The following is a 19,519-nucleotide window of genomic DNA, read 5'->3' as shown; positions in this document are numbered from 1 at the left end:
GCGGGTCGCTCACGATCGACCGTCGCCGGTCGGTGCTGTCGTGGGTCGTGCGGTGCCGCTGGTTGGCTCGCTCACGGCCTCTAGTATCGCCGGGCCGAATGGAACGGTGTCGAGCTCATGGGGGCGACCGCGACGGGGACGCCGAAGGTGGAGGCGTGCAGCATGAGCCCGTTGCCCGCGTAGATGCCGACGTGCGAGATGTCGGAGTAGAAGAAGACGACGTCGCCGGGCTGCAGATCGTCCTTGGCCACGGGGGTGCCGTAGGTGGCCTGCTGCGAACTTGTCCGGGGCACGTTCTTGCCGACTTGTTTGAACGCCCACTGGACCAGGCCGGAGCAGTCGAACTGGTTGGGACCGGTGGCGCCCCAGACGTAGGGGTCGCCGACTCGCGTGAGCCCGGCCGCCAGCGCGCTGGTGCCGCTGCCGGGAACGAGGCCCTGCAAGAGGGTGTCGCGGTCGAATCCGGGCGGGAACGGTGATCCGGCGAGAGCGGACTTGTCCTTGGCCGACAGCGCGCTCCACGCCTGCACCACCTCGGCGATGGCGCCGCCGAGATCGCTGCGCTTGTGTTCCAGATCGATGCGCACCGCGTCGGCCTTCTGCGCCGCGGCGCGTGCGGCGTCGGCGGCGGTGCGGGCCGCCGACTCGGCCGCGGTCGCGGCGGCGGTGGCCTTGTCGTAGTGGTCGAGCTGTTCGGAGGTCTGCGCGGACACCACGTCCAGCGTGGACATCTGGTCCAGCAGTTGCTGCGGCGAATCGCTGACCAGCACGGCGAACAGGCGGTTGGTGCGGGCGCCCTGGTAGGCGGCGATCGCGGTGCGGTCGATGACCGGCTGGTAGCGGCGCACCTCGTCCCGGGCACGGTCGACCATGGCGGTGCTGGCGGCCAGCCGGGCGTCGGCGTCACGCTGGACGGCGAGCTTGGCCTCCAGTTCGGCTTCCGCTCCCAGGGCCTGCTGGTTGAGCTGCTCGGACTGATGAGACAGATCGATCATCCGCTGCACGGCCTCGGTGGCGTTCGTGGGAAGCGCTACGGGATCCGCTCCGGCCGGACCGCCGCTGTAGAGGCCCGCGGCCAGGATTCCGGCTGCCAGCGTCCCGCCCATCAGGCGTTTGGTCTGCTGTCTGCGGTGATGTTCGGCCACAGCCGGCGGTGCCCCGTTCTCTCGTGAAGCGATCTTTCGCGAAACCGACGCGGAGGTCTTCGTCGAACCCGGGGTTTGCGGTGGGCGAACCGCGGGTAATCAATCGAAGGTCTCGGTTAGGTTACGGAACGGCCCGGGTCGATGTCCAGCAGAGCACGAAACGATCACGGAGCCGTCCTGCGGTCGGGCCGCGGCCTCGCGGCCCGACCAGCTGCTTCTCAGAAGCGGCGAGCGCCCGCGACCGGCATCGAGGAGATGGGCGCCACCTTCACGGGCTGGCCGGAAGTGGACGCGTGCACGACGTTGCCGTCACCGGCGTAGAGGCCGGAGTGGCCGCCGCCGTAGAAGGAGACGAGGTCGCCCGGCCGCAGATCGTCCAGGGACACCGGGCTGCCCGCGGCGAGCTGCGCGCCGCTGGTGCGGGGGAGCTCGACGCCCGCCTGGCGGTAGGACCACTGGACGAGGCCGGAGCAGTCGAAGGCGTTGGGGCCCGCGGCGCCGTAGACGTACGGCGAGCCGACCTTGCTCAGCGCGGCGTCCAGGGCGATGTCGCCGGAGCTCTTGGGGGCGACGAAGGGGAGGGGAGCCGGACCGGGCAGTTCGAGGCCCGGCAGACCCGGCGGCACCGGGACTTCGTTCGGAACCTCGAAGGTTCCCACGCCGGGAATGGTCACCGGCTGGGCTGACGCGGGGGCTGCGGGCAGCAGGAACGCGCCGATGGTGGCAGCGCCGACGGCCCCGGCGGCAACAGCGCGCTGTGCGTGACGCTTGACGGCGTTGGTCGTCATGATGCGGTACTCCCAATCTGCCTCACGACGCCGCACCCGGTGGTGCCGCGGACTGCGTCGGGGCCGCACCGGTCGGCGCGGCGGACTCCGTGAGGTCTCGAAAAGGTTACGAAGACATCACGGTGATTTGTAAAGCGCCGGCAAAGCGAAATGCGGTCGCTCAACAATTTCACCGGCGAATCGGTGTGAGATATGTCCCATCGAATCACGAACAGATAACGGCGGCGTATTCCCAAGACGGCACAGGCTGCGGCGGCTGGGAGAACTGGCCAGTACCGACCGGCGGCCCGAGACCGACTCCGGGATTGTCTTCGCAGGTAGGCCTGCAAAATGTGCCGTAGTGATCAATATGGTCACCCGTTCGTACACCGTAGAGTCAAGGCTTGTCGAATCGCTCGGCGCGGGGCCGGCGCATTTCGTCCGACTCGCGGCAATGTTTGATACAGTTTTCGACCTTTTGTGATCTGGGTCTCTTTATCGCATTTCTAGATCATTTCCCGGGTATCGCCCCGGAATCCCCACGGTGTCATTCGGACATTTCGTGTGGTGTTCGCGCGCCCGGTTCCTGTCGGACCGTGGCCATACGCTGCACGCCGTGCCCGACCCCGCGCCGCGCCCGCCCGCCCAGCAGCTGGCTTTCGACGAGCTCGACACCCCCTTGTACGACACGACATTCGTGGTCGTGGACCTGGAGACCACCGGGACCAGCCCCGGGGCCGACGCCATCACCGAGATCGGCGCGGTGAAGGTGCGCGGCGGGGAGGTGCTCGGAGAGTTCGCGACGCTGGTCAACCCCGGACGGACGATCCCGCCCGCGGTCGTGCACGTCACCGGCATCACCACCGCGATGGTGTACGCCGCGCCGCGCATCGAGGCGGTGCTGCCAGGCTTCCTGGAATTCGCGGCGGGCGCGGTGCTGGTCGCGCACAACGCCCGGTTCGACATGGCGTTCCTGCGCGCCGCCGCCGCGCAGTGCGACACCCCGTGGCCGCCTGCGCAGGTGTTGTGCACCGTGAAGCTGGCGCGGCGGGTGCTCGGGCGCGACGAGGCCCCCTCCGTCCGGCTGAGTTCGCTGGCCCGGCTGCTCGGCGCCTCCACTCAGCCGACGCACCGCGCACTGGAAGACGCCCGCGCGACCGTCGACGTATTGCACGCGCTGATCGGCCGAGTGGGCAACCAGGGCGTCCACAGTCTGACCGAGCTGCTCGACTACCTCCCGGATGTCACGCCCCGGCAGCGCTCGAAACGTGTCCTCGCGGCCGACCTCCCCGCTGCTCCGGGGGTGTATCTGTTCCGCGGTCCTTCCGATGAAGCCCTATATATAGGGACGGCCGTGAACCTGCGCCGCCGTGTCCGCAACTACTTCACCGGCTCGGAGACCCGTGGCCGGATGAAGGAGATGGTGTCGCTGGCGACGCGGGTCGACCATGTGGTGTGCGCGCACGCGCTCGAGGCCGGGGTCCGCGAACTGCGGCTGCTGGTGGCGCACACGCCGCCCTACAATCGCCGGTCGAAATTCCCGAAGCGGGCCTGGTGGCTCACCCTCACCGACGAGCCGTTCCCGCGGTTCTCGGTGGTGCGCGAGGCCGGTAGGGACGCGCTGGGGCCGTTCCACTCCCGCAACGACGCCGCCGACCTGGGTGTGATCATCGCCGAATTCACCGGCCTGCGAACCTGTGCGACGCGATTGTCCCGGCGGGCGGCGCACGAGTGCCCGCCCGCGCTCGTCGGCGGGTGTCCGGCGGGCGCCGGTGACAGGCCGTCGACCATGACGGAGTACGCCCCCGCGCCCGCGCTCGTGCGCGCGTTGTTCGCCGGGCGCAGCGACGCGCCGATCAGGTACATGCTCGATCACATCGAAACGCATTGCCGGGCCGAACATTTCGAGGCGGCCGCGCGGCTGCGCGACCGGGCGGCGCGGGTGGTGCGCGCCCTGCACCGAACGCAACGACTGGCCGCCGTGGCTCGCATCGCCGAACTGATCGCCGCGCATCCGGACGGCAACGGCGGGTGGGAGTTCGCCGTCATCCGGTACGGCCGCCTGGCCGGTTCGGGCACCGCACCGCGCGGCACGCCGCCGATGCCCATCGTCGACCAGATCGTCGCCTCCGCCGAAACGGTGGTTCCGACAGGGACTTTCACGCGCGCCGAGGCTCCGCTTCCAGAGCGAGAGGCGTCGATCGGGGAATCCGGGGAGAACGCCGGGGGCGAGGACGCCCCGCCGCTGCGGGGCGCGGCACCGGAAGAGGTGGCATTGATCGCCCGCTGGCTGGCACGGCCCGGCGTGCGGATCGTGCGCACCACGGACGGGTATCACGAGCCGGTGTTCGGCGCGGCGCGCTGGCTGGGCTGGGCGGACCTGGCCGACGCGGCGGTCCGCGCGCAACCGACCGAGCAGGGCTATCTCGACCGCTTAGGCTGAGCGTCATGATTACCGCGATCGTCTTGATTCACGCCGACAACGGCCGCATCCCCGAGACCGCGCAGGCGGTCGCGGACACCGAGGGCGTCGCCGAGGTCTACTCCTGCGCCGGTGACGTGGATTTGATCGCGATCGTGCGGGTGCGCGACCACGAGCAGATCGCCGAGGTGGTGACCGGCCGGATCGACAAGACACCGGGCGTCGAGCGCACCACGACGCACATCGCGTTCAAGTCGTACTCGCGCGCCGAAGTGGAGGCCGGGTTCTCGCTGGGTGAGTAGTCCCGCTCAGTCCCCGACCCGGACACTGCGCACCGCGAAATAGGCGGCGTCGTTGGGCGCCAGCGCCACGACGTCGCCCGAGCATCCCGGCGCGTCGTGCAGGTGGACGACGACGTCGGTGCGGTTGCGGATCTCCACGTCGGACCCGTCGCCGACCTCGAGGCAGCCGACCGGGTTCTCGTAGACGACGCCGTCGGCGAACAGGGCGCCGTCGGCCGCATTCGCCGCCGGGGCGGCGATGATGCCCGCGGCGGCGGGGACGGCGAGTAGCGCCGGGACAGTGGGTCGCATGGCTGTGCTCCTCGTCGGTCGAACCGGTCGGCGCGGTGCCCGACGAACTCGGCATGCGCCGGATTGCCCGTCCGACGTTACCGCCCCGGCCCGGCCGGGACCTTCGTTCAGCTCAGCGTGTCGGCCGCGGCGGCAGGCGTCAGCTGTCGCCGAGGGTCTGCGTCAGCTTCGCCCAGCGCTCCAGCAGCGCGGTCGCCGCACCCGTGTCGATCGCCGCGGCGGCGCGCTCGATGCCCGCGGCGAGCGCGGCGTGCAGGTCGGCGTCCGGATCGCCCGCGCCGCGCGACCAGTCGTAGGCCACGATCGCGGCGGCCGAATTCAGCAGCACCGCGTCGCGGACCGCGCCACCGTTACCGGCGAACACGTCGCGGGCCACGCCCGCGTTCACCTCGGCGTCGCCGCCGCGCAGCGCGTCCAGCTCGACCCGGGGGATCCCGATGCGAGTGGGGTCGATGGTGGTCCGGCGGGTCCTTCCACCCGCGACGATCCAGGCCTCGGTGGTGTCGGAGGTGGTGATCTCGTCGAGGCCGTCGTTGCCGCGCACCACCAGCGCGCTCGCGCCGCGTTCGGCGAACACGCCCGCGATCACGGGCAGCAGATCGGCGAACGCGCAGCCGACCAGCCCGGCGCGCGGCTGCGCGGGGTTGGTCAGCGGCCCCAGCACGTTGAAGACGGTCGGAATGCCGATCTGGCTGCGTGCCGCGCCCGCGTACCGCAGGGCGGGATGGAACACGGCGGCGAAGCAGAAACCGATGCCGGCCTCCCGCACGCAACGCGCCACACTCTCGGGGCCGAGCGCCAGCTTGACGCCCAGCGCTTCCAGCACGTCGGCGCCGCCGCTCTTGGACGACGCGGCGCGGTTGCCGTGCTTGACCACGGGAACCCCGGCCGCGGCCACCACGATCGAGGACATGGTGGAGATGTTCACCGAGCCGGAGCGGTCACCGCCGGTGCCGACGATGTCGACCGCGTCGCCGTCGATCCGCACCAGCCGGGCGTGCTCGAGCATGCCCGTGGCCAGGCCGGTCAGCTCGGCGGGAGTGGGGCCCTTGATCTTCATGGCGACGCCGAACGCGGCGATCTGGGCGGGGGTGGCGTTGTCGGACATGATCTCGTTCATCGCCCACGCCGTGTCGTCCGCGGCCAGGTCGCCACCGTCGGCGAGGGTTCCGAGCACCTGGGGCCAGCTGCGCACGCTCATTCCACACTTCTCCCGTCGACACCGGTTCCCGCACCGGTTTGGTTGCCTGCAGCCTAGCTGTGTTGGTCTTTCCAGCGCCTGCGGCGCTGGGTGTTCGCGGCCCTCTTGTGGCTCGCGTCCGAGCGACCGCCGCTTGCTCCTTCGTCGCCTACGCGTCGGCCGCTCGGACGCGAGCCGGGCCGCGAACGCGCATGCTCGGTCTCGCTTCGCTCGAAACTCGTGGCCGGGGTGAGCTGAGCGCGTCGGCAGTCGAGTCCGCGCATTGGAGAGCTGCGGCCGTCTTCGTGCGTGGTGGACGAAGAGCGCCGGTTTCGCTTCGCTCGGAATCCGCCAGCTGGGGTCGCGACGTCCGCGGAAGCCAGGTCGGTGCGTTATTACAGCTGCTGCCCCGGTTGCAGGGCGTCCCAGCCGTCGGCGATGCCGTCGTGACGCTGGGCCAGGCCGGCCATGCGGGAGCGCTCCTGGGAGCAGTGCAGGGCGTCGAGCAGCTGGACGCGCTGAAGGATGACCGTTTCGAGCGCGTCGGTGCCCGCGCCGCCGACCTGGGGTGCGGGGGAATAGCCGTCCTGCGCGGCGATCGCGCAGACGGTCTGCACGTGCCGGGGCGGGATGCGCAGATGGTGGCGCAGCACCGCGGGCGCGTCCGGTGTCAGTGCGGTCGCGCGCGCCAGCGCGGCCGAACACGCCTCGGCGTCGTCGAAGCCGGACGCGACCACGACCAGATCGGCTCGGTCCGGGTCCAGGGCGGTGTCCCGGTCCCGCCGCCACAGCCGCCGCCACAGTGGCACCCGAACCTTCATCTCAGCTTCTCCTTACCCTCGGCTGTCATGCTGGGCGCGCGTTCGTCCGCGTGCGACCCGTTCCAGCGTCGCGCACGCCACTCGCCCGAGGCCGCCCGCCTGGTCCAGAGCCTGTCGTTTCCTGGGTTTTCCGACACGGAGGAACCAGTTTCGTACCCGGGTACGGCCGTCGTACTACGACGAGTCATACTTACCCCCGTGACGACCGCAGTAGGGACCCCAGGATCGGCCATTACCCAGCGTGTGCATTCGCTGAACCGGCCCAACATGGTCAGCGTCGGTACCATCATCTGGCTGTCGAGCGAGCTGATGTTCTTCGCCGGCCTGTTCGCGATGTACTTCGTCGCCCGCGCCCAGGCGCACGGTAACTGGCCGCCGGAGCCGACCGAACTGAACCTGAAGCTCGCCGTGCCGGTCACGGCCGTGCTGGTCGCGTCGTCGTTCACCTGCCAGATGGGCGTGTTCGCCGCGGAGAAGGGCGACGTGTTCGGCCTGCGCCGCTGGTATGTCGTCACGCTGCTGATGGGCGCGTTCTTCGTCGGCGGCCAGGGCTACGAGTACATGAACCTGGTGCACGAGGGCACGTCGATCGCCAGCAGCTCCTACGGTTCGGTGTTCTACATCACCACCGGTTTCCACGGTCTGCACGTCATCGGCGGTCTGATCGCGTTCGTGTTCCTGCTGGTGCGCACCAAGGTCAGCAAGTTCACCCCGGCGCAGGCCACCGCGGCGATCGTCGTCTCCTACTACTGGCACTTCGTCGACATCGTGTGGATCGGGCTGTTCGCCACGATCTACTTCGTCCGCTGATCGTGGACGCCGCGCTGCCCAGCGCGCGCGGTGCGACCCAGGATCTTTCGCAGAAGTCGGTTCCGTCTACTCCAAAGGGACACAGATGAGTTCATCTCCCCCGTCAGCGCCAGAGCCCGCCAGCCCCGGGAACGGCCAGGCCAGCAAGACGCGCAGGCAGCGGCGCGTTCGCCGTCGCATCGCGGGCGGGCTTGCGCTGCTGGTGGGCCTCGTCGGAGCAGGCTTCCTGGCATCGGCCCTCACGCCGGACCCGCAGCGCGCCACCGCGCACGAGGACCAGTCCGCGCTCATCCGCGAGGGGCAGCAGCTCTACGACACGTCCTGCATCACCTGCCACGGCGCGAACCTGCAGGGTGTCGCCGACCGCGGTCCCAGCCTGATCGGCGTCGGCGAGGCCGCGGTCTACTTCCAGGTCTCCTCCGGCCGCATGCCGATGGCCCGCAACGAGGCCCAGGCGGAGCGCAAGCCGCCGAAGTTCGACGCCCATCAGACCGACGCGCTCAGCGCGTACGTGGCGGCCAACGGCGGCGGCCCGACCGTGATCCGCGACGCCGACGGCGAGATCGCCCAGGAGTCGCTGCGCGGTGGCGACATCGCCCGCGGTTCGGAGCTGTTCCGGATGAACTGCGCGTCCTGCCACAACTTCACCGGACGTGGCGGCGCGCTGTCCTCCGGTAAGTTCGCGCCGCCGCTGGAACCGGCCAGCGAACAGCAGATCTACGCCGCGATGCTCACCGGCCCGCAGAACATGCCGAAGTTCTCCGACCGCCAGCTGAGCCCGGAGGAAAAGCGCGACATCATCGCCTACGTGAAGAACGCGACCGAGGAGCACGCCCCCGGCGGCTGGGATCTCGGCGGGTTCGGTCCCGCGACCGAGGCCCTGGCCATCTGGGTGGTCGGCATCACGCTCGTGGTCGGCGCGGCGATGTGGATCGGATCCCGGTCATGAGCAATAGCGAGAAGGAGCGAGACGACATGGGTCGGCCGGATGAAGGCCACGACGCGCATCTGTCGAAGGAGCAGTCGGTGAACGCCAACCCGGCCGAGCCGACCGAGGCGGACCTCGACAAGATGTCACGCGACGAGCTGGTCAAACTCGGTACCGAGCGCGACGGCGTCGACGTCGCCTACCGCCGCGAGCGGTTCCCGATCCCGGGCACCCGGGCGGAGAAGCGCGCCGAGCGCGCGGTGACCTTCTGGTTCGCCGTGTCCGGCATCGCGGCCGCGGCGCTGGTCGGCGTGTTCCTGTTCTGGCCGTGGGAGTTCAAGGGCAAGGACGAGGAGGGGCACGGGCTCTACTCGCTGTTCACCCCGCTGGTCGGCCTCACCTTCGGCATCTCGGTGCTGGTCATCGGCGTCGCGGTGGTGCTGATCCGCAAGCTGTTCATCCCCGCCGAGCTGTCCATCCAGGAGCGGCACGACGGTCCGTCGCCGGAAGTCGAGCGACGCACCCTGGTCGCCGAACTGCAGGACGCGCTGGATACCTCCACGCTGGGGCGTCGCAAAATGATCACCCGCACCGCGGGCGCCGGCGTCGGCGTGCTGGGCGTCGGTGCGCTGCTGGTGTTCGTCGGCGGCCTGATCAAGAACCCGTGGGCCAAGGGCGACAAGTCGCCGCTGTGGGTCTCCGGCTGGACGCCGGACTTCCCGGGCGAGACCATCTACATCCGCCGCGACACCGGTCGCCCGGAGGACGTGGTGCTGGTGCGCCCGGAGGACCTGGACGCGGGCGCCATGGAGACGGTGTTCCCGTGGAAGGAGAAGTGGCGCGGTGACGAGCACGCGACCCTGCAGTCGCTGCGCGGCATCCGCAACGCGGTCATGCTGATCCGCCTGCGCACCGAAGACGCGCAGAAGGCGATCAAGCGCAAGGGCCAGGAGAGCTTCAACTACGGCGACTACTTCGCCTACTCGAAGATCTGCACCCACCTCGGCTGCCCGACCTCGCTGTTCGAGCAGCAGACCAACCGGATCCTGTGCCCCTGCCACCAGTCGCAGTTCTCCGCGACCGAGTGGGGCAAGCCGATCTTCGGTCCCGCCGCTCGCGCGCTGCCGCAGCTGCCGATCACCGTCAACGCTGAGGGCTTCTTGGTCGCCAACGGCGACTTCATCGAGCCGCTCGGCCCGGCCTACTGGGAGCGCCGTTCATGAGTCCTTCAGTCGCAGCCCAAGCCAGCGAGGCGGACGAGCGGTACCGCGCCGCCGCCTTCATGAAGCGGTCGATCAACAAGGTCTTCCCGACGCACTGGTCGTTCCTGCTCGGCGAGATCGCGCTCTACAGCTTCATCATCCTGCTGCTGTCGGGCGTCTACCTGACCTTGTTCTTCGATCCGTCGATGAGCGAGGTCGTCTACAACGGCGCCTACCAGCCGCTGCGCGGCGTGACCATGTCCCGGGCGTACGAGACGGCGCTGAACATCACCTTCGAGGTGCGCGGCGGCCTGTTCGTCCGGCAGGTGCACCACTGGGCGGCCTTGCTGTTCGCGGCGTCGATCATCATCCACTTGTTCCGGATCTTCTTCACCGGCGCGTTCCGCAAGCCGCGGGAGGCGAACTGGGTGATCGGTTCGCTGCTGCTGATCCTGGCGATGTTCGAAGGGTTCTTCGGGTACTCGCTGCCCGACGACCTGCTCTCCGGCACCGGCCTGCGGGCCGCGTTCGGCGGTATCACGATGAGCATCCCGATCATCGGCACCTGGATGCACTGGCTGATCTTCGGCGGCGACTTCCCCGGCGACATCATCATCCCGCGGCTCTACATCGCGCACGTGCTGTTGTTCCCCGGCATCATCCTGGCGTTGATCGCCGCGCACGTGGCGCTGGTGTGGTACCAGAAGCACACTCAGTTCCCCGGTCCGGGTCGTACCGAGAACAACGTGGTGGGCGCGCGGATCGTGCCGGTGTTCGCCGCCGATCAGGGCGCGTTCTTCGCCTTCACCCTCGGCATCGTGGGCATCATGGGCGGCGTGTTCCAGATCAACCCGATCTGGAACCTGGGTCCGTACAACCCGTCGCAGGTGTCGGCGGGTTCGCAGCCGGACTTCTACATGATGTGGACCGACGGCATGGCCCGGCTGATGCCGCCGTGGGAGCTGTACCTGGGCAACTACACGGTCCCGGCGGTGTTCTGGGTCGCGTTGATCATGGGTCTGGTGTTCACCGTGCTGATCGCCTACCCCTGGATCGAGAAGCGGCTGACCGGCGACACCAGCGCGCACCACAACCTGTTGCAGCGTCCGCGCGACGTCCCGGTCCGGACCGCGATCGGCGCGATGGCCATCGCGTTCTACCTGGTCCTGACGCTGTCGTGTGTCAACGACATCATCGCGCTGAAGTTCGACATCTCGCTGAACGCGACCACGTGGATCGGACGCATCGGCCTGCTGATCGCGCCGCCGGTGGCGTACTACCTCACCTACCGGTTCTGCCTCGGCCTGCAGCGCAGCGACCGCGCGGTGCTCGAGCACGGCATCGAGACCGGCGTGATCAAGCGTCTGCCGCACGGTGAGTACATCGAGGTGCACCAGCCGCTCGGTCCGGTCGACGACCACGGTCACCCGATCCCGCTGGAGTACCAGGGTGCTCCGGTCCCGAAGAAGATGAACCAGCTCGGTTCGGCCGGTAGCCCCGGCACCGGCAGCTTCCTGCGTCCCGACCCGCAGGAGGAGAGCGACCGGCACTTCGAGATCGATCACGCGGAAGAGCACAAGCAGCTGAAGGTGCTGCAGCGCGTACAAGAGGCGGCGAACGGCAAGAACGGCCACTGACGCTCGTCACGCGAACGGCCCCGAGTCGATTCGACTCGGGGCCGTCGTGCGTCATATCGCGGGTGTCACAGGCGGGGAGTGGCCCGTCGTGCGGCCTCGATGGCTTCGAACTTGGCCAGATTGTGCCGGGCGTCGGCCAGCGCGTCGTGCGCGTCCGGCGGGACGGGCGGGAGTTCCGGGCGGCCGTGCGCCTCCCAGTGCTGACGCAACTCGTTGGTGTAGCGCGGCAGCGCGTTGGGCAGGTCGACCATGGAACCCCACAGCTGACACAGGGCGACGTGGTCGTAGGCGGAGACCCAAGCCCACAGTTCCGGTTGCACCGTCGGCCGCGGCACCAGGAACGCGTACAGCTCGTCCCGGATCCGGTCGCGGCTGCGCCACAGCGGCGAGGAAGGCGAAGGCAGCTGGGGCAGCACGAATTTGCGCACCCAGGGCCCCGCGCGTCGGGCATCGAATTCGGTGGACACCGCGTAGTACTCCCGGCCGTCCTCGCAGACGACGCCGATGGAGACCAGATCGATGGTCACACCGTCCTCGATGAATTCGCAGTCATAAAAATATCGCAGCGAGATCGGTCTCTCCTCGGCTTCCGGTGCCGTCGCGGCAGGTGAAGGGTTCCCCGGCAACCCTATGGTGACGTGTGCCGAGCGTCGCGCAAGGGTCCATACGGTGGAGATTTTCGACACCTTGGTGCCGGACTCGACCACTGCCACCGGGTATCCCCACGGGGCGGGCGGTCCGTATTCTGAAGTCGTGAACTGGACCGTCGACGTACCCATCGATCGCCTGCCGGAACTGCCGCCGCTGCCCGCCGAGCTGCGCAGGCGGCTGGACGACGCGCTCGCGCGACCTGCGCTGCAGCAGCCGTCCTGGGATCCGGAGCAGGCGGCCAAAATGCGCACGGTGTTGGAGAGCGTGCCGCCGATCTGCGTGCCCGCCGAGGTGGAGGAGCTGCGCTCCCAGCTGGCCGAGGTCGCGCGCGGTGAGGCGTTCCTCATGCAGGGCGGCGACTGCGCGGAGACCTTCGCCGACAACACCGAGCCGCACATTCGCGGCAACATTCGCACGCTGCTGCAGATGGCGGTCGTGCTCACCTATGGTGCGAGCCTGCCGGTGGTGAAGGTCGCGCGGATCGCGGGCCAGTACGCCAAGCCGCGCTCCTCCGACACGGATTCGCTCGGCCTCAAGTCCTACCGCGGCGACATGGTGAACTCGCTGGCCGCCGACGCGGCGCTGCGCGAGCACGACCCGTCGCGCCTGGTCCGGGCCTACGCCAACGCGAGCGCCGCGATGAACCTGGTGCGCGCGCTCACCGGCGCGGGCATGGCCGACCTGCACAAAGTGCACGACTGGAACCGCGACTTCGTGGCCAAGTCGCCCGCCGGTGCCCGCTACGAGGCGCTGGCCGAGGAGATCGACCGCGGCCTGGCGTTCATGACCGCGTGCCGGGTCAACGATCCGAGCCTGAAAGCGGCGCGGATCTACGCCAGCCACGAGGCGCTCGTGCTGGACTACGAGCGCGCCATGCTGCGGTTGAGCGAGAACGCGATCGGCGAGCCGGTGCTCTACGACCTGTCGGCGCACTTCCTCTGGATCGGCGAGCGCACCCGCCAGCTCGACGGCGCGCACATCGCGTTCGCGGAATTGGTCGCCAACCCGATCGGCTTGAAGATCGGCCCGTCCACCACGCCCGAGCAAGCCGTGGAATACGTGGAGCGGCTCGACCCGAACAACGAGCCGGGCCGGCTGACCATCGTGTCCCGCATGGGGCACAGCAAGGTCCGCGACGTGCTGCCGCCCATCATCGAGAAGGTGCAGGCCACGGGCCACCAGGTGATCTGGCAGTGCGACCCGATGCACGGCAACACCCACGAGGCGTCCACCGGCTTCAAGACCCGCCACTTCGATCGGATCGTCGACGAGGTGCAGGGCTTCTTCGAGGTGCACCACGCGCTCGGCACGCACCCCGGCGGCATGCACATCGAGCTCACCGGCGAGGACGTCACCGAATGCCTCGGCGGCGCCCAGGACATCTCCGACCTGGACCTGTCCGGCCGCTACGAGACGGCCTGCGATCCCCGGCTGAACACCCAGCAGTCCCTGGAGCTGGCGTTCCTCGTCGCCGAGATGCTGCGCTGAGTTCCCGCGTCCGGGCCGCGTGGTCGTCGCCGATCCGCGGGCCGGACCGCTAGGGGAGGGCCACGATGGTGACGGTGTCGCCCGCCTCGAGGTTGACCCCGATGGCCGGGGTCTGCGAGACCACCAGCGAGCTGTCCGCCCGGGCCAGCTGCTTCACCTCGACCTGCAGGCCGAGGCTCTCCAGTTTGGCGCGGGCGTTGGCCACGGTCCACCCGCGCACGTCCGGCATCTTCAACGCGTTGGAGATCAGCAGGACGACGCCGTCGCCGGATTGGATGGTGGCGCCCGCGCCCGGCTGGGTGCCGATGGCTTTGTCCGCCTCGATCGTGCGGTCGAACTGGGGTTTGGTCTCGCGTATCGCGATGCCGGCGTCGCTCAGGATCTTGGTGGCTTCGTCGGTCGTCTTACCGCGGACGTCGGGAACCTTCACCGGCTGGGATCCCTTGCTGCGGTAGACCTTCACCTGCGCGCCGAGCGGCAGCACGGTGCCTGGCCTCGGCTCCACCCGGGCGACCGTTCCCTTCGGCGCGGTGCTGCCCTCTTCACCGGCGTCCACCGGTTGCAGGCCGTTGTCCCGGACCAACTGGTTGACCTTCGACACCTGGTCACCGGGTTTGACGTCCGGCACCTTGGGCTTGCCGTTGGAGACCAGGACGGCGACCGTGGACCCTTTGGTGATCTTGGAACCGGCGGACGGGTCGCTGCCGACCACGCCGCCGACCGGGATCGTGTCCGACGCCTTCTGCCGGATCTCGGTCTCGAACCCGGCGTTCTGCAACGTGGCGACCGCCTTGTCGGTGTCCAGACCGGCGATCGGCGGCACCGGCGAGTAACGGCCGACACCCAGCCACCAGCCGCCGATGCCCACCAGCAACGTGAGAACCGCGACGATGGCCACCCACACCCACACGGTGCGCCGGGAACGGGTGAGGTCGTCCGCGTAGGGCGGGTACGGCGGCGCGGGGTGGGCCTGCCGCACCGGTTGCGGCGGGTCGTAAGCCTCCGGGCCGTGATCGAGGCGGGGCCGCTGGGCAGTGACCACCCTGGTGTGCTGCACCGGCTGCGGCGCATGCGGCTCATGGGCCGCGGCCCCGGCGAAGCCCGGCCGGTCGTCGGGAGCCGGCGCGACGGCCCGGTAACTCGCGCTCAGATGCTCCGCGGACTCCTGCGGCGCAGGCACCCGATACGGGGGCAGGCGCAGCGCGGCGCCGATCTGCCGCAGCGCGGCGGCCATCTCGTTCGCGTCAGCGAACCGGTGCGCGGGTTCGCGCGCGGTGGCCTTGGCGACCAGTTCGTCGAATTCCGGTGGCACCCCGGAGATGAAACCGCTCGGGCTGGGCACATCGTTCTCGATGCGTTGATACGCCACCGAGATCGACGTGTCGCCGGTGAACGGCACCCGGCCGGTGAGCAGTTCGAAGATCAGCAGGCCGAAGGAGTAGACGTCGCTGCGAGAGTCGGCGGAGCCGCTGGTGACCTGCTCCGGAGAGAGGTAGGCGGCGGTGCCGAGAATGACGCTCGCCGACGTGGTGTTCGCCGCCGCCACCGCGCGCACCAAGCCGAAGTCGGCGATCTTGACCTCGCCCGCATCCGAGATCAGCACGTTCTCCGGTTTGATGTCCCGATGCACCAGTCCCGCGGAATGGGCGACGCCAATCGCCGCGAGGACCGGCTCGGCTACAGCGCGTACCGCGTGCGGGGGCATCGGGCCGCGTTCGCGCAGCAGCTCACGCAGGGTCCCGCCCTCGACCAGTTCCATGATCAGGAAGGGGTGATCGCCGTCGACGCCCTGGTCGTACACCGCGACCAGCGAAGGATGCTTGAGTTTGGCGACCGCGCGCGCCTCGAACTCGAACCGCGAGAGGAACTGCGGATCGCCGGCGAACTTCGGATCCATCACCTTGATGGCGACCGGCCGGTCCAGGCGGGTGTCGACCCCGCGGAAGACCATCGACATTCCGCCGCGGGCGATCGGCGCATCGATCCGATAGCGCCCTTCCAGCATCTGGCCGATCAAGAGAAGTCCTCCGGCTTTCACATAGTCAGCCGCTCCGTGCGGCCCCCACGATGGTATCGACTCCCACCATCCCGGGTGTCTCACGACGTGCGGCGCCCGACCGTCTACCGTTGTCCGGGTGAGTGCATTTCCCTGCAGTGACGACGTCCTTCCGCAGTCGGTGGCCCTGGTGCCGCTGCCGGAGGTGGCCGAGCGGCTCGGGCTGGTGGTAACCCGGGTGCACCAGATGCTGCGCGATCACCAGCTGATCGCCGTCCGCCGAGGCGGCGTGGCGGGCGTCCCCGAGCGGTTCTTCGATGACACGGGCGCGGTTGTGAAGCCGCTGCCGGGCCTGATCACCGTGATGCGCGATGCCAAGTACACCGACGAGGAGATCCTGGAGTGGATCTTCACCGAAGACGAGACCCTGCCCGGCAAGCCGATCGACGCCCTGCACGGGCCGCTGGCCCGGGAAGTCCTGCGCCGGGCAGCCGCGGACCCGTTCTGAGTTTTTGGCCGCGCGGGCGCGGCGTGTTCGCGGCCCTCTTATGGCTCACGTCCGAGTGACCGCCGCTTGCTCCTTCGTCGCTTGCGCGGCGGCCACTCGGACGTGAGCCGGGCCGCGAACGGCGGATGCTCGGTCTCGCTTCGCTCGAAAGTCGTGGTGGCGGTGCGCTGGGCGCGTCGGAGATGAACCTTGCGGCCCGTAGCGTGCCGTTTCGGAGGCTCCTTCGCGGTGGCGGTCGCCTTGTTTCTTCGTCGCTTGCGCGGCGGCCACTCGGACGTGAGCCGGGCCGCGAATGGCGGATGCTCGGTCTCGCTTCGCTCGAAAGACGTGGTTGCGGTGCGCTGAGCGCGGGTCCGGATTCGGGGCGCGGTTCGTCAGCTTTTCTCGGGCGGCCGCAGCTTCGCGCTGCTAACGGGATGGTCGATTTCGCTCGTTCCCAACCGGTGTAACCGGGAGCTGGGGCGGCTGTGAACGCGTGATGGCCGCTTGGAGGTGTCGTCCGGCTGACGGGTTGACTGTTCTGGCTGCGGGCCGGTCACAGAGCGTTCCAGGTGTCGGCTGCGCCGATAGGGTTCGCAGATTCGGCCCGCTGGAGGGCTGGTGGTGACGCGAGTTCCGCCGGTCGGATGGGGGACCGAGCCAGTCACACCCGTCAGCGGGGGAGGCGGCTGCGGAGGGTGGCGGTGGTGAATTCGGTGGCGGCGACGCGGAGGCGCTGGTGGCGGGGGACGACGGCGCGGTGACCGAAGACGGCGTAGTCGCTGCGTTCGATATGCCGGAGGATGTCGGCGTACAGGGTGGCCGCGGTGCGGATGGCGGGGCGGACCCGGGGGTCGAGCAGGTCGATGCCAGGTTCGGCGCGGCGGTAGAGGTCCCGGTTGACCGCGATGAGGTGGGCGAGGGCGCGGCGCACGCGCGGATCGGTCCGGCCGGTGCGGCGGCACTCGAACAGCAGGTCGTCGTCGACGCCGAACGCGGCGAGGGCGTCGGCGGGCAGGTAGACCCGGTCGCGGTCGAGATCCTCGGCGACGTCGCGTAGGAAATTGGTCAGTTGGAACGCCTCGCCCAACGCGGCGGCGGCGGGCTCGGCCTCACGCACCGGGACGGTCGTGCCGAGCACGGGTAGCAGCTGCAATCCGATCGCGGCCGCCGAGCCGCGCATGTATGCGCGCAGCTCAGCCATGGTGGCGTAGCGGTTGCGGAAGGCGGGGGTGCCGGGCGCGTCCATGCGCATGGAATCCAGGAACGTCCAGAAGTGCTGTGCCGCAATACCGTAGCGGTGGATGGTGTGGGTGACGGCGGCCAGCACCAGGGCACGAGGCTGTGGGCTCGCGGTCCGGCCGACGGGTGATTCGAGTGCGGCCCGCAGGTCCCGCTCGATCAGGTCGAGCTCCGCGGCGGGGTCCTGATCGGGCGCTGCGGCGGGACGGTCCGCCCGGTCGACTACGTCGTCCACCATGCGCGCGAACGCGTACAGCGCGTGCACGGCGGGCCGTCGCTCGGCCGACAGCAGCCGGGTGGCCAGGAAATAGGTGCGGCCGTGCGTGGCGGCGATCTGCCTGCACTCGCGGTAGGCGAGCGGAAGCAGGACGGAATCGGGCAGCCGATCTCCGGTCATGGGGCGGCGGGCGAAGCGGTGGCCTCGCCGGGCGTGGCCGCGACAGTGCTCGGCGGCGTGGTGCGCAGGCGCAGCGGGTCCACCGTGCGCAGCGACAGCGCCGCCACGCCCGCGGCGAAGGTGGCGGCGACGACGTGCCAGAAGTTGTACAGGCCGATCGAGCCGTCCGGCTGGAAGACCAGCATCAGCCAGGTGCACACGCCGACCAGCGCCATCAGCGTGGTGGTGGACAGCGCGAACCCGGCGGCCAGCGCCAGCGGCCAGGAGTAGTACCAGGGCAGTGCGGCGGGCGAGAGGATGACGATCGCGACGAACGCGATGAGGATGCCGAGCACCGCCTCCCGCTCGCTGTGCCGGAACCGCCACCAGGTCCACGCCAGCACCGCGACCAGAGCCAGCGCGCACAGGGCGCGGGTCACCTCGAGCACCGATTCGAGGCGCAGCGGGGTGATCCAGGTGACGGCGTGCGCCATCACGGTGGGCAGCGACAGCCAATTGATGATCTTCTTGGACCCGGACAGCGCGGTGAGCCAGCCGATGCCGACGCCCGCGATGGCGGAGGCGGCGACGAAGACGACGGCGAACACGCTCAGACCGAGCCCGGCGATCTTGCCGAACACGAGAGCGGGATGCGGCATGTCCTCGGTGGGCTCCGCGGCGTCGCCGGGTCGCTCGCCCGCGGGCAGGTGCGCCGGATCGCGTCCGACCCGCTGCGCCGCGCGGCGCTCGCGTTCGTGCAGCATCCAGATCCAGACCAGGAACGGCAGCGCCACGCCCGCGGTCGCTTTGATGGCCACGCCGATCGCGACGACCACGATGCCCGCCACGTGGTGGCGCTCCAGCACCAGCGCGATGCCCGCGCACATCAGGCCGACCATCAGCATCTCGTTGTGCACGCCGCCGATCAGATGGATCAGCACCAGCGGGTTGAGCACCGCCAGCCACAGCGCGACGGTCGGCTTGCCGCCGAGGTGCTTGGTCAGGTACGGCACCGCCCACATCATCAGCGCCAGGCCGGGCAGCATGACCAGGCGCATCGCGATGGTGCCCGCCACCACGTTGTCTCCGGTGACGGCGGTGATCGCGCGTCCGAGCAGCAGGAAGACCGGCCCGTAGGGGGCGGTGGTGGTGGTCCACACGGGGCTGACGTTGTCCAGCAGCACACCGGGATTGGCGACCGGTCCGACCTGATAGGGGTCGAAGCCGTCGCGCAGCAGCGCTCCCTGGGCGAGATAGGAGTAGGCGTCGCGGCTGAACATCGGCACCGCGAACAGCAGCGGCGCGATCCAGATGCCGACGATGGCGCGCAGCTCGTTGAGCGTCACCTCGGCGCCGATCCGGTCACCCGTGCCGATCGTGGCGCGCCCGAGCCGGACCCAGGCGGTGATCATGAGCAGCACGCCGATCCAGATGCAGATGGTCGACAGCGCGTAACCGTGCCCGAACCGGAGCCAGGACAGGTGCATGGCCTCGAGCAGCGGATCGCGCTTGCGGACGCTGCCCGCGCCGAAGCCGCCGAACATGATCATGATCGCGCCGAAGAAGCCGAGCAGGGCGGCATGGCCCTCCGGGCTCCTGGCGAAGTCGGCGCAGGTGCGCATCCACCACAGGAAACCACGGGGCGCGGCCGATTCGCGACGTGCGGAGGCGAGTGACGAGGTGCGGGTGTTACCGGCGGAGGCGGCCTCTGCGGTGCGCGTTTCGGGGGATGCCATCTGGTGTCGGTCCCCCCGAATGGTCGGCGGTCGCAACC

Annotated in this window: 17 protein-coding genes; 8 read left to right on the top strand and 9 right to left on the bottom strand. The window is 69.6% G+C overall.

Annotated elements, in window-relative coordinates; all coding sequences use genetic code 11:
• Nucleotides 1–80: 80 nt before the first annotated feature.
• Nucleotides 81–1,106: an NlpC/P60 family protein gene (locus tag QMG86_RS22230; protein ID WP_281881081.1), complete on the bottom strand. Its 1,026-nt coding sequence runs from the start codon at nt 1,104–1,106 to the stop codon at nt 81–83.
• A gap of 257 nt (nt 1,107–1,363) precedes the next feature.
• On the bottom strand, nt 1,364–1,933 hold the full coding sequence (locus QMG86_RS22225) for a C40 family peptidase (protein WP_281874604.1): 570 nt from the start codon (nt 1,931–1,933) through the stop codon (nt 1,364–1,366).
• Between the two features lie 595 nt (nt 1,934–2,528).
• Here QMG86_RS22225 and QMG86_RS22220 point away from each other — a divergent pair.
• Together QMG86_RS22220 and QMG86_RS22215 are read left to right on the top strand one after the other, a co-directional pair.
• Nucleotides 2,529–4,355: a DEDD exonuclease domain-containing protein gene (locus QMG86_RS22220; protein ID WP_281874603.1), complete on the top strand. Its 1,827-nt coding sequence runs from the start codon at nt 2,529–2,531 to the stop codon at nt 4,353–4,355.
• A 5-nt stretch (nt 4,356–4,360) separates the two neighbouring features.
• Nucleotides 4,361–4,636: an Lrp/AsnC family transcriptional regulator gene (locus tag QMG86_RS22215; RefSeq protein WP_063020259.1), complete on the top strand. Its 276-nt coding sequence runs from the start codon at nt 4,361–4,363 to the stop codon at nt 4,634–4,636.
• Nucleotides 4,637–4,642: 6 nt separating this feature from the next.
• Here QMG86_RS22215 and QMG86_RS22210 read toward each other — a convergent pair whose 3' ends face one another.
• The 3 genes from QMG86_RS22210 to QMG86_RS22200 all read right to left on the bottom strand — a co-directional run bounded on the left by QMG86_RS22210 (nt 4,643) and on the right by QMG86_RS22200 (nt 6,928).
• Nucleotides 4,643–4,927, bottom strand: a complete 285-nt coding sequence (locus QMG86_RS22210; RefSeq protein WP_281874602.1) for a hypothetical protein — start codon at nt 4,925–4,927, stop codon at nt 4,643–4,645.
• A gap of 139 nt (nt 4,928–5,066) precedes the next feature.
• Nucleotides 5,067–6,128 (bottom strand): anthranilate phosphoribosyltransferase, encoded by a 1,062-nt coding sequence (trpD, locus tag QMG86_RS22205; RefSeq protein ID WP_281874601.1) that lies wholly within the window; start codon nt 6,126–6,128, stop codon nt 5,067–5,069.
• A 374-nt stretch (nt 6,129–6,502) separates the two neighbouring features.
• Entirely contained in the window at nt 6,503–6,928 is a 426-nt protein-coding gene (locus QMG86_RS22200; protein ID WP_281874600.1) for a hypothetical protein, read from the bottom strand.
• Between the two features lie 198 nt (nt 6,929–7,126).
• Here QMG86_RS22200 and ctaE point away from each other — a divergent pair, with 198 nt between their 5' ends.
• The 4 genes from ctaE (at nt 7,127) to qcrB (ending at nt 11,505) form a co-directional block, all read left to right on the top strand.
• A complete protein-coding gene (ctaE, locus tag QMG86_RS22195) occupies nt 7,127–7,738 on the top strand; it encodes an aa3-type cytochrome oxidase subunit III (protein ID WP_159840341.1) in 612 nt (203 codons plus the stop codon).
• A gap of 85 nt (nt 7,739–7,823) precedes the next feature.
• Nucleotides 7,824–8,687 (top strand): cytochrome bc1 complex diheme cytochrome c subunit, encoded by an 864-nt coding sequence (gene qcrC / locus QMG86_RS22190; protein WP_281874599.1) that lies wholly within the window; start codon nt 7,824–7,826, stop codon nt 8,685–8,687.
• Nucleotides 8,688–8,809: 122 nt separating this feature from the next.
• Complete coding sequence (gene qcrA, locus QMG86_RS22185) at nt 8,810–9,889, top strand: cytochrome bc1 complex Rieske iron-sulfur subunit (protein ID WP_228830480.1); 1,080 nt, start codon at nt 8,810–8,812, stop codon at nt 9,887–9,889.
• Nucleotides 9,886–11,505 carry a cytochrome bc1 complex cytochrome b subunit gene (gene qcrB / locus QMG86_RS22180; RefSeq protein ID WP_281874598.1) on the top strand — a complete coding sequence of 540 codons (1,620 nt, stop codon included), beginning with the start codon at nt 9,886–9,888 and terminating at the stop codon, nt 11,503–11,505. Before qcrA ends, qcrB begins: the two co-directional genes overlap by 4 nt.
• 65 nt (nt 11,506–11,570) lie before the next feature.
• On the opposite strand, the gene QMG86_RS22175 is transcribed toward qcrB, so the two are convergent.
• Nucleotides 11,571–12,071: a polyadenylate-specific 3'-exoribonuclease AS gene (locus QMG86_RS22175; protein WP_281881077.1), complete on the bottom strand. Its 501-nt coding sequence runs from the start codon at nt 12,069–12,071 to the stop codon at nt 11,571–11,573.
• A 187-nt stretch (nt 12,072–12,258) separates the two neighbouring features.
• Here QMG86_RS22175 and QMG86_RS22170 point away from each other — a divergent pair, with 187 nt between their 5' ends.
• Complete coding sequence (locus QMG86_RS22170; RefSeq protein ID WP_281874597.1) at nt 12,259–13,644, top strand: class II 3-deoxy-7-phosphoheptulonate synthase; 1,386 nt, start codon at nt 12,259–12,261, stop codon at nt 13,642–13,644.
• A gap of 49 nt (nt 13,645–13,693) precedes the next feature.
• Here QMG86_RS22170 and pknB read toward each other — a convergent pair whose 3' ends face one another.
• Nucleotides 13,694–15,661 carry a Stk1 family PASTA domain-containing Ser/Thr kinase gene (gene pknB, locus QMG86_RS22165; RefSeq protein ID WP_281874596.1) on the bottom strand — a complete coding sequence of 656 codons (1,968 nt, stop codon included), beginning with the start codon at nt 15,659–15,661 and terminating at the stop codon, nt 13,694–13,696.
• A 118-nt stretch (nt 15,662–15,779) separates the two neighbouring features.
• On the opposite strand from pknB, the gene QMG86_RS22160 reads away from it, so the two are divergent.
• On the top strand, nt 15,780–16,148 hold the full coding sequence (locus QMG86_RS22160; RefSeq protein ID WP_281874595.1) for an Rv2175c family DNA-binding protein: 369 nt from the start codon (nt 15,780–15,782) through the stop codon (nt 16,146–16,148).
• Between the two features lie 652 nt (nt 16,149–16,800).
• Here the strand turns inward: QMG86_RS22160 and QMG86_RS22155 are convergent.
• Both QMG86_RS22155 and QMG86_RS22150 read right to left on the bottom strand, forming a co-directional pair.
• On the bottom strand, nt 16,801–17,766 hold the full coding sequence (locus QMG86_RS22155) for a phytoene/squalene synthase family protein (protein WP_281874594.1): 966 nt from the start codon (nt 17,764–17,766) through the stop codon (nt 16,801–16,803).
• Nucleotides 17,763–19,481, bottom strand: a complete 1,719-nt coding sequence (locus QMG86_RS22150; protein ID WP_434086118.1) for an alpha-(1->6)-mannopyranosyltransferase A — start codon at nt 19,479–19,481, stop codon at nt 17,763–17,765. The genes QMG86_RS22155 and QMG86_RS22150 overlap by 4 nt, the downstream gene beginning before the upstream one ends.
• Between the last annotated feature and the right edge of the window lie 38 nt (nt 19,482–19,519).

Origin of the sequence: Nocardia sputorum (assembly GCF_027924405.1) — a bacterium.
Taxonomy (GTDB): domain Bacteria; phylum Actinomycetota; class Actinomycetes; order Mycobacteriales; family Mycobacteriaceae; genus Nocardia; species Nocardia sputorum.
The sequence above is the reverse complement of the archived record's forward strand: the minus strand, read 5'-3'. Positions and strand labels throughout refer to the sequence as shown.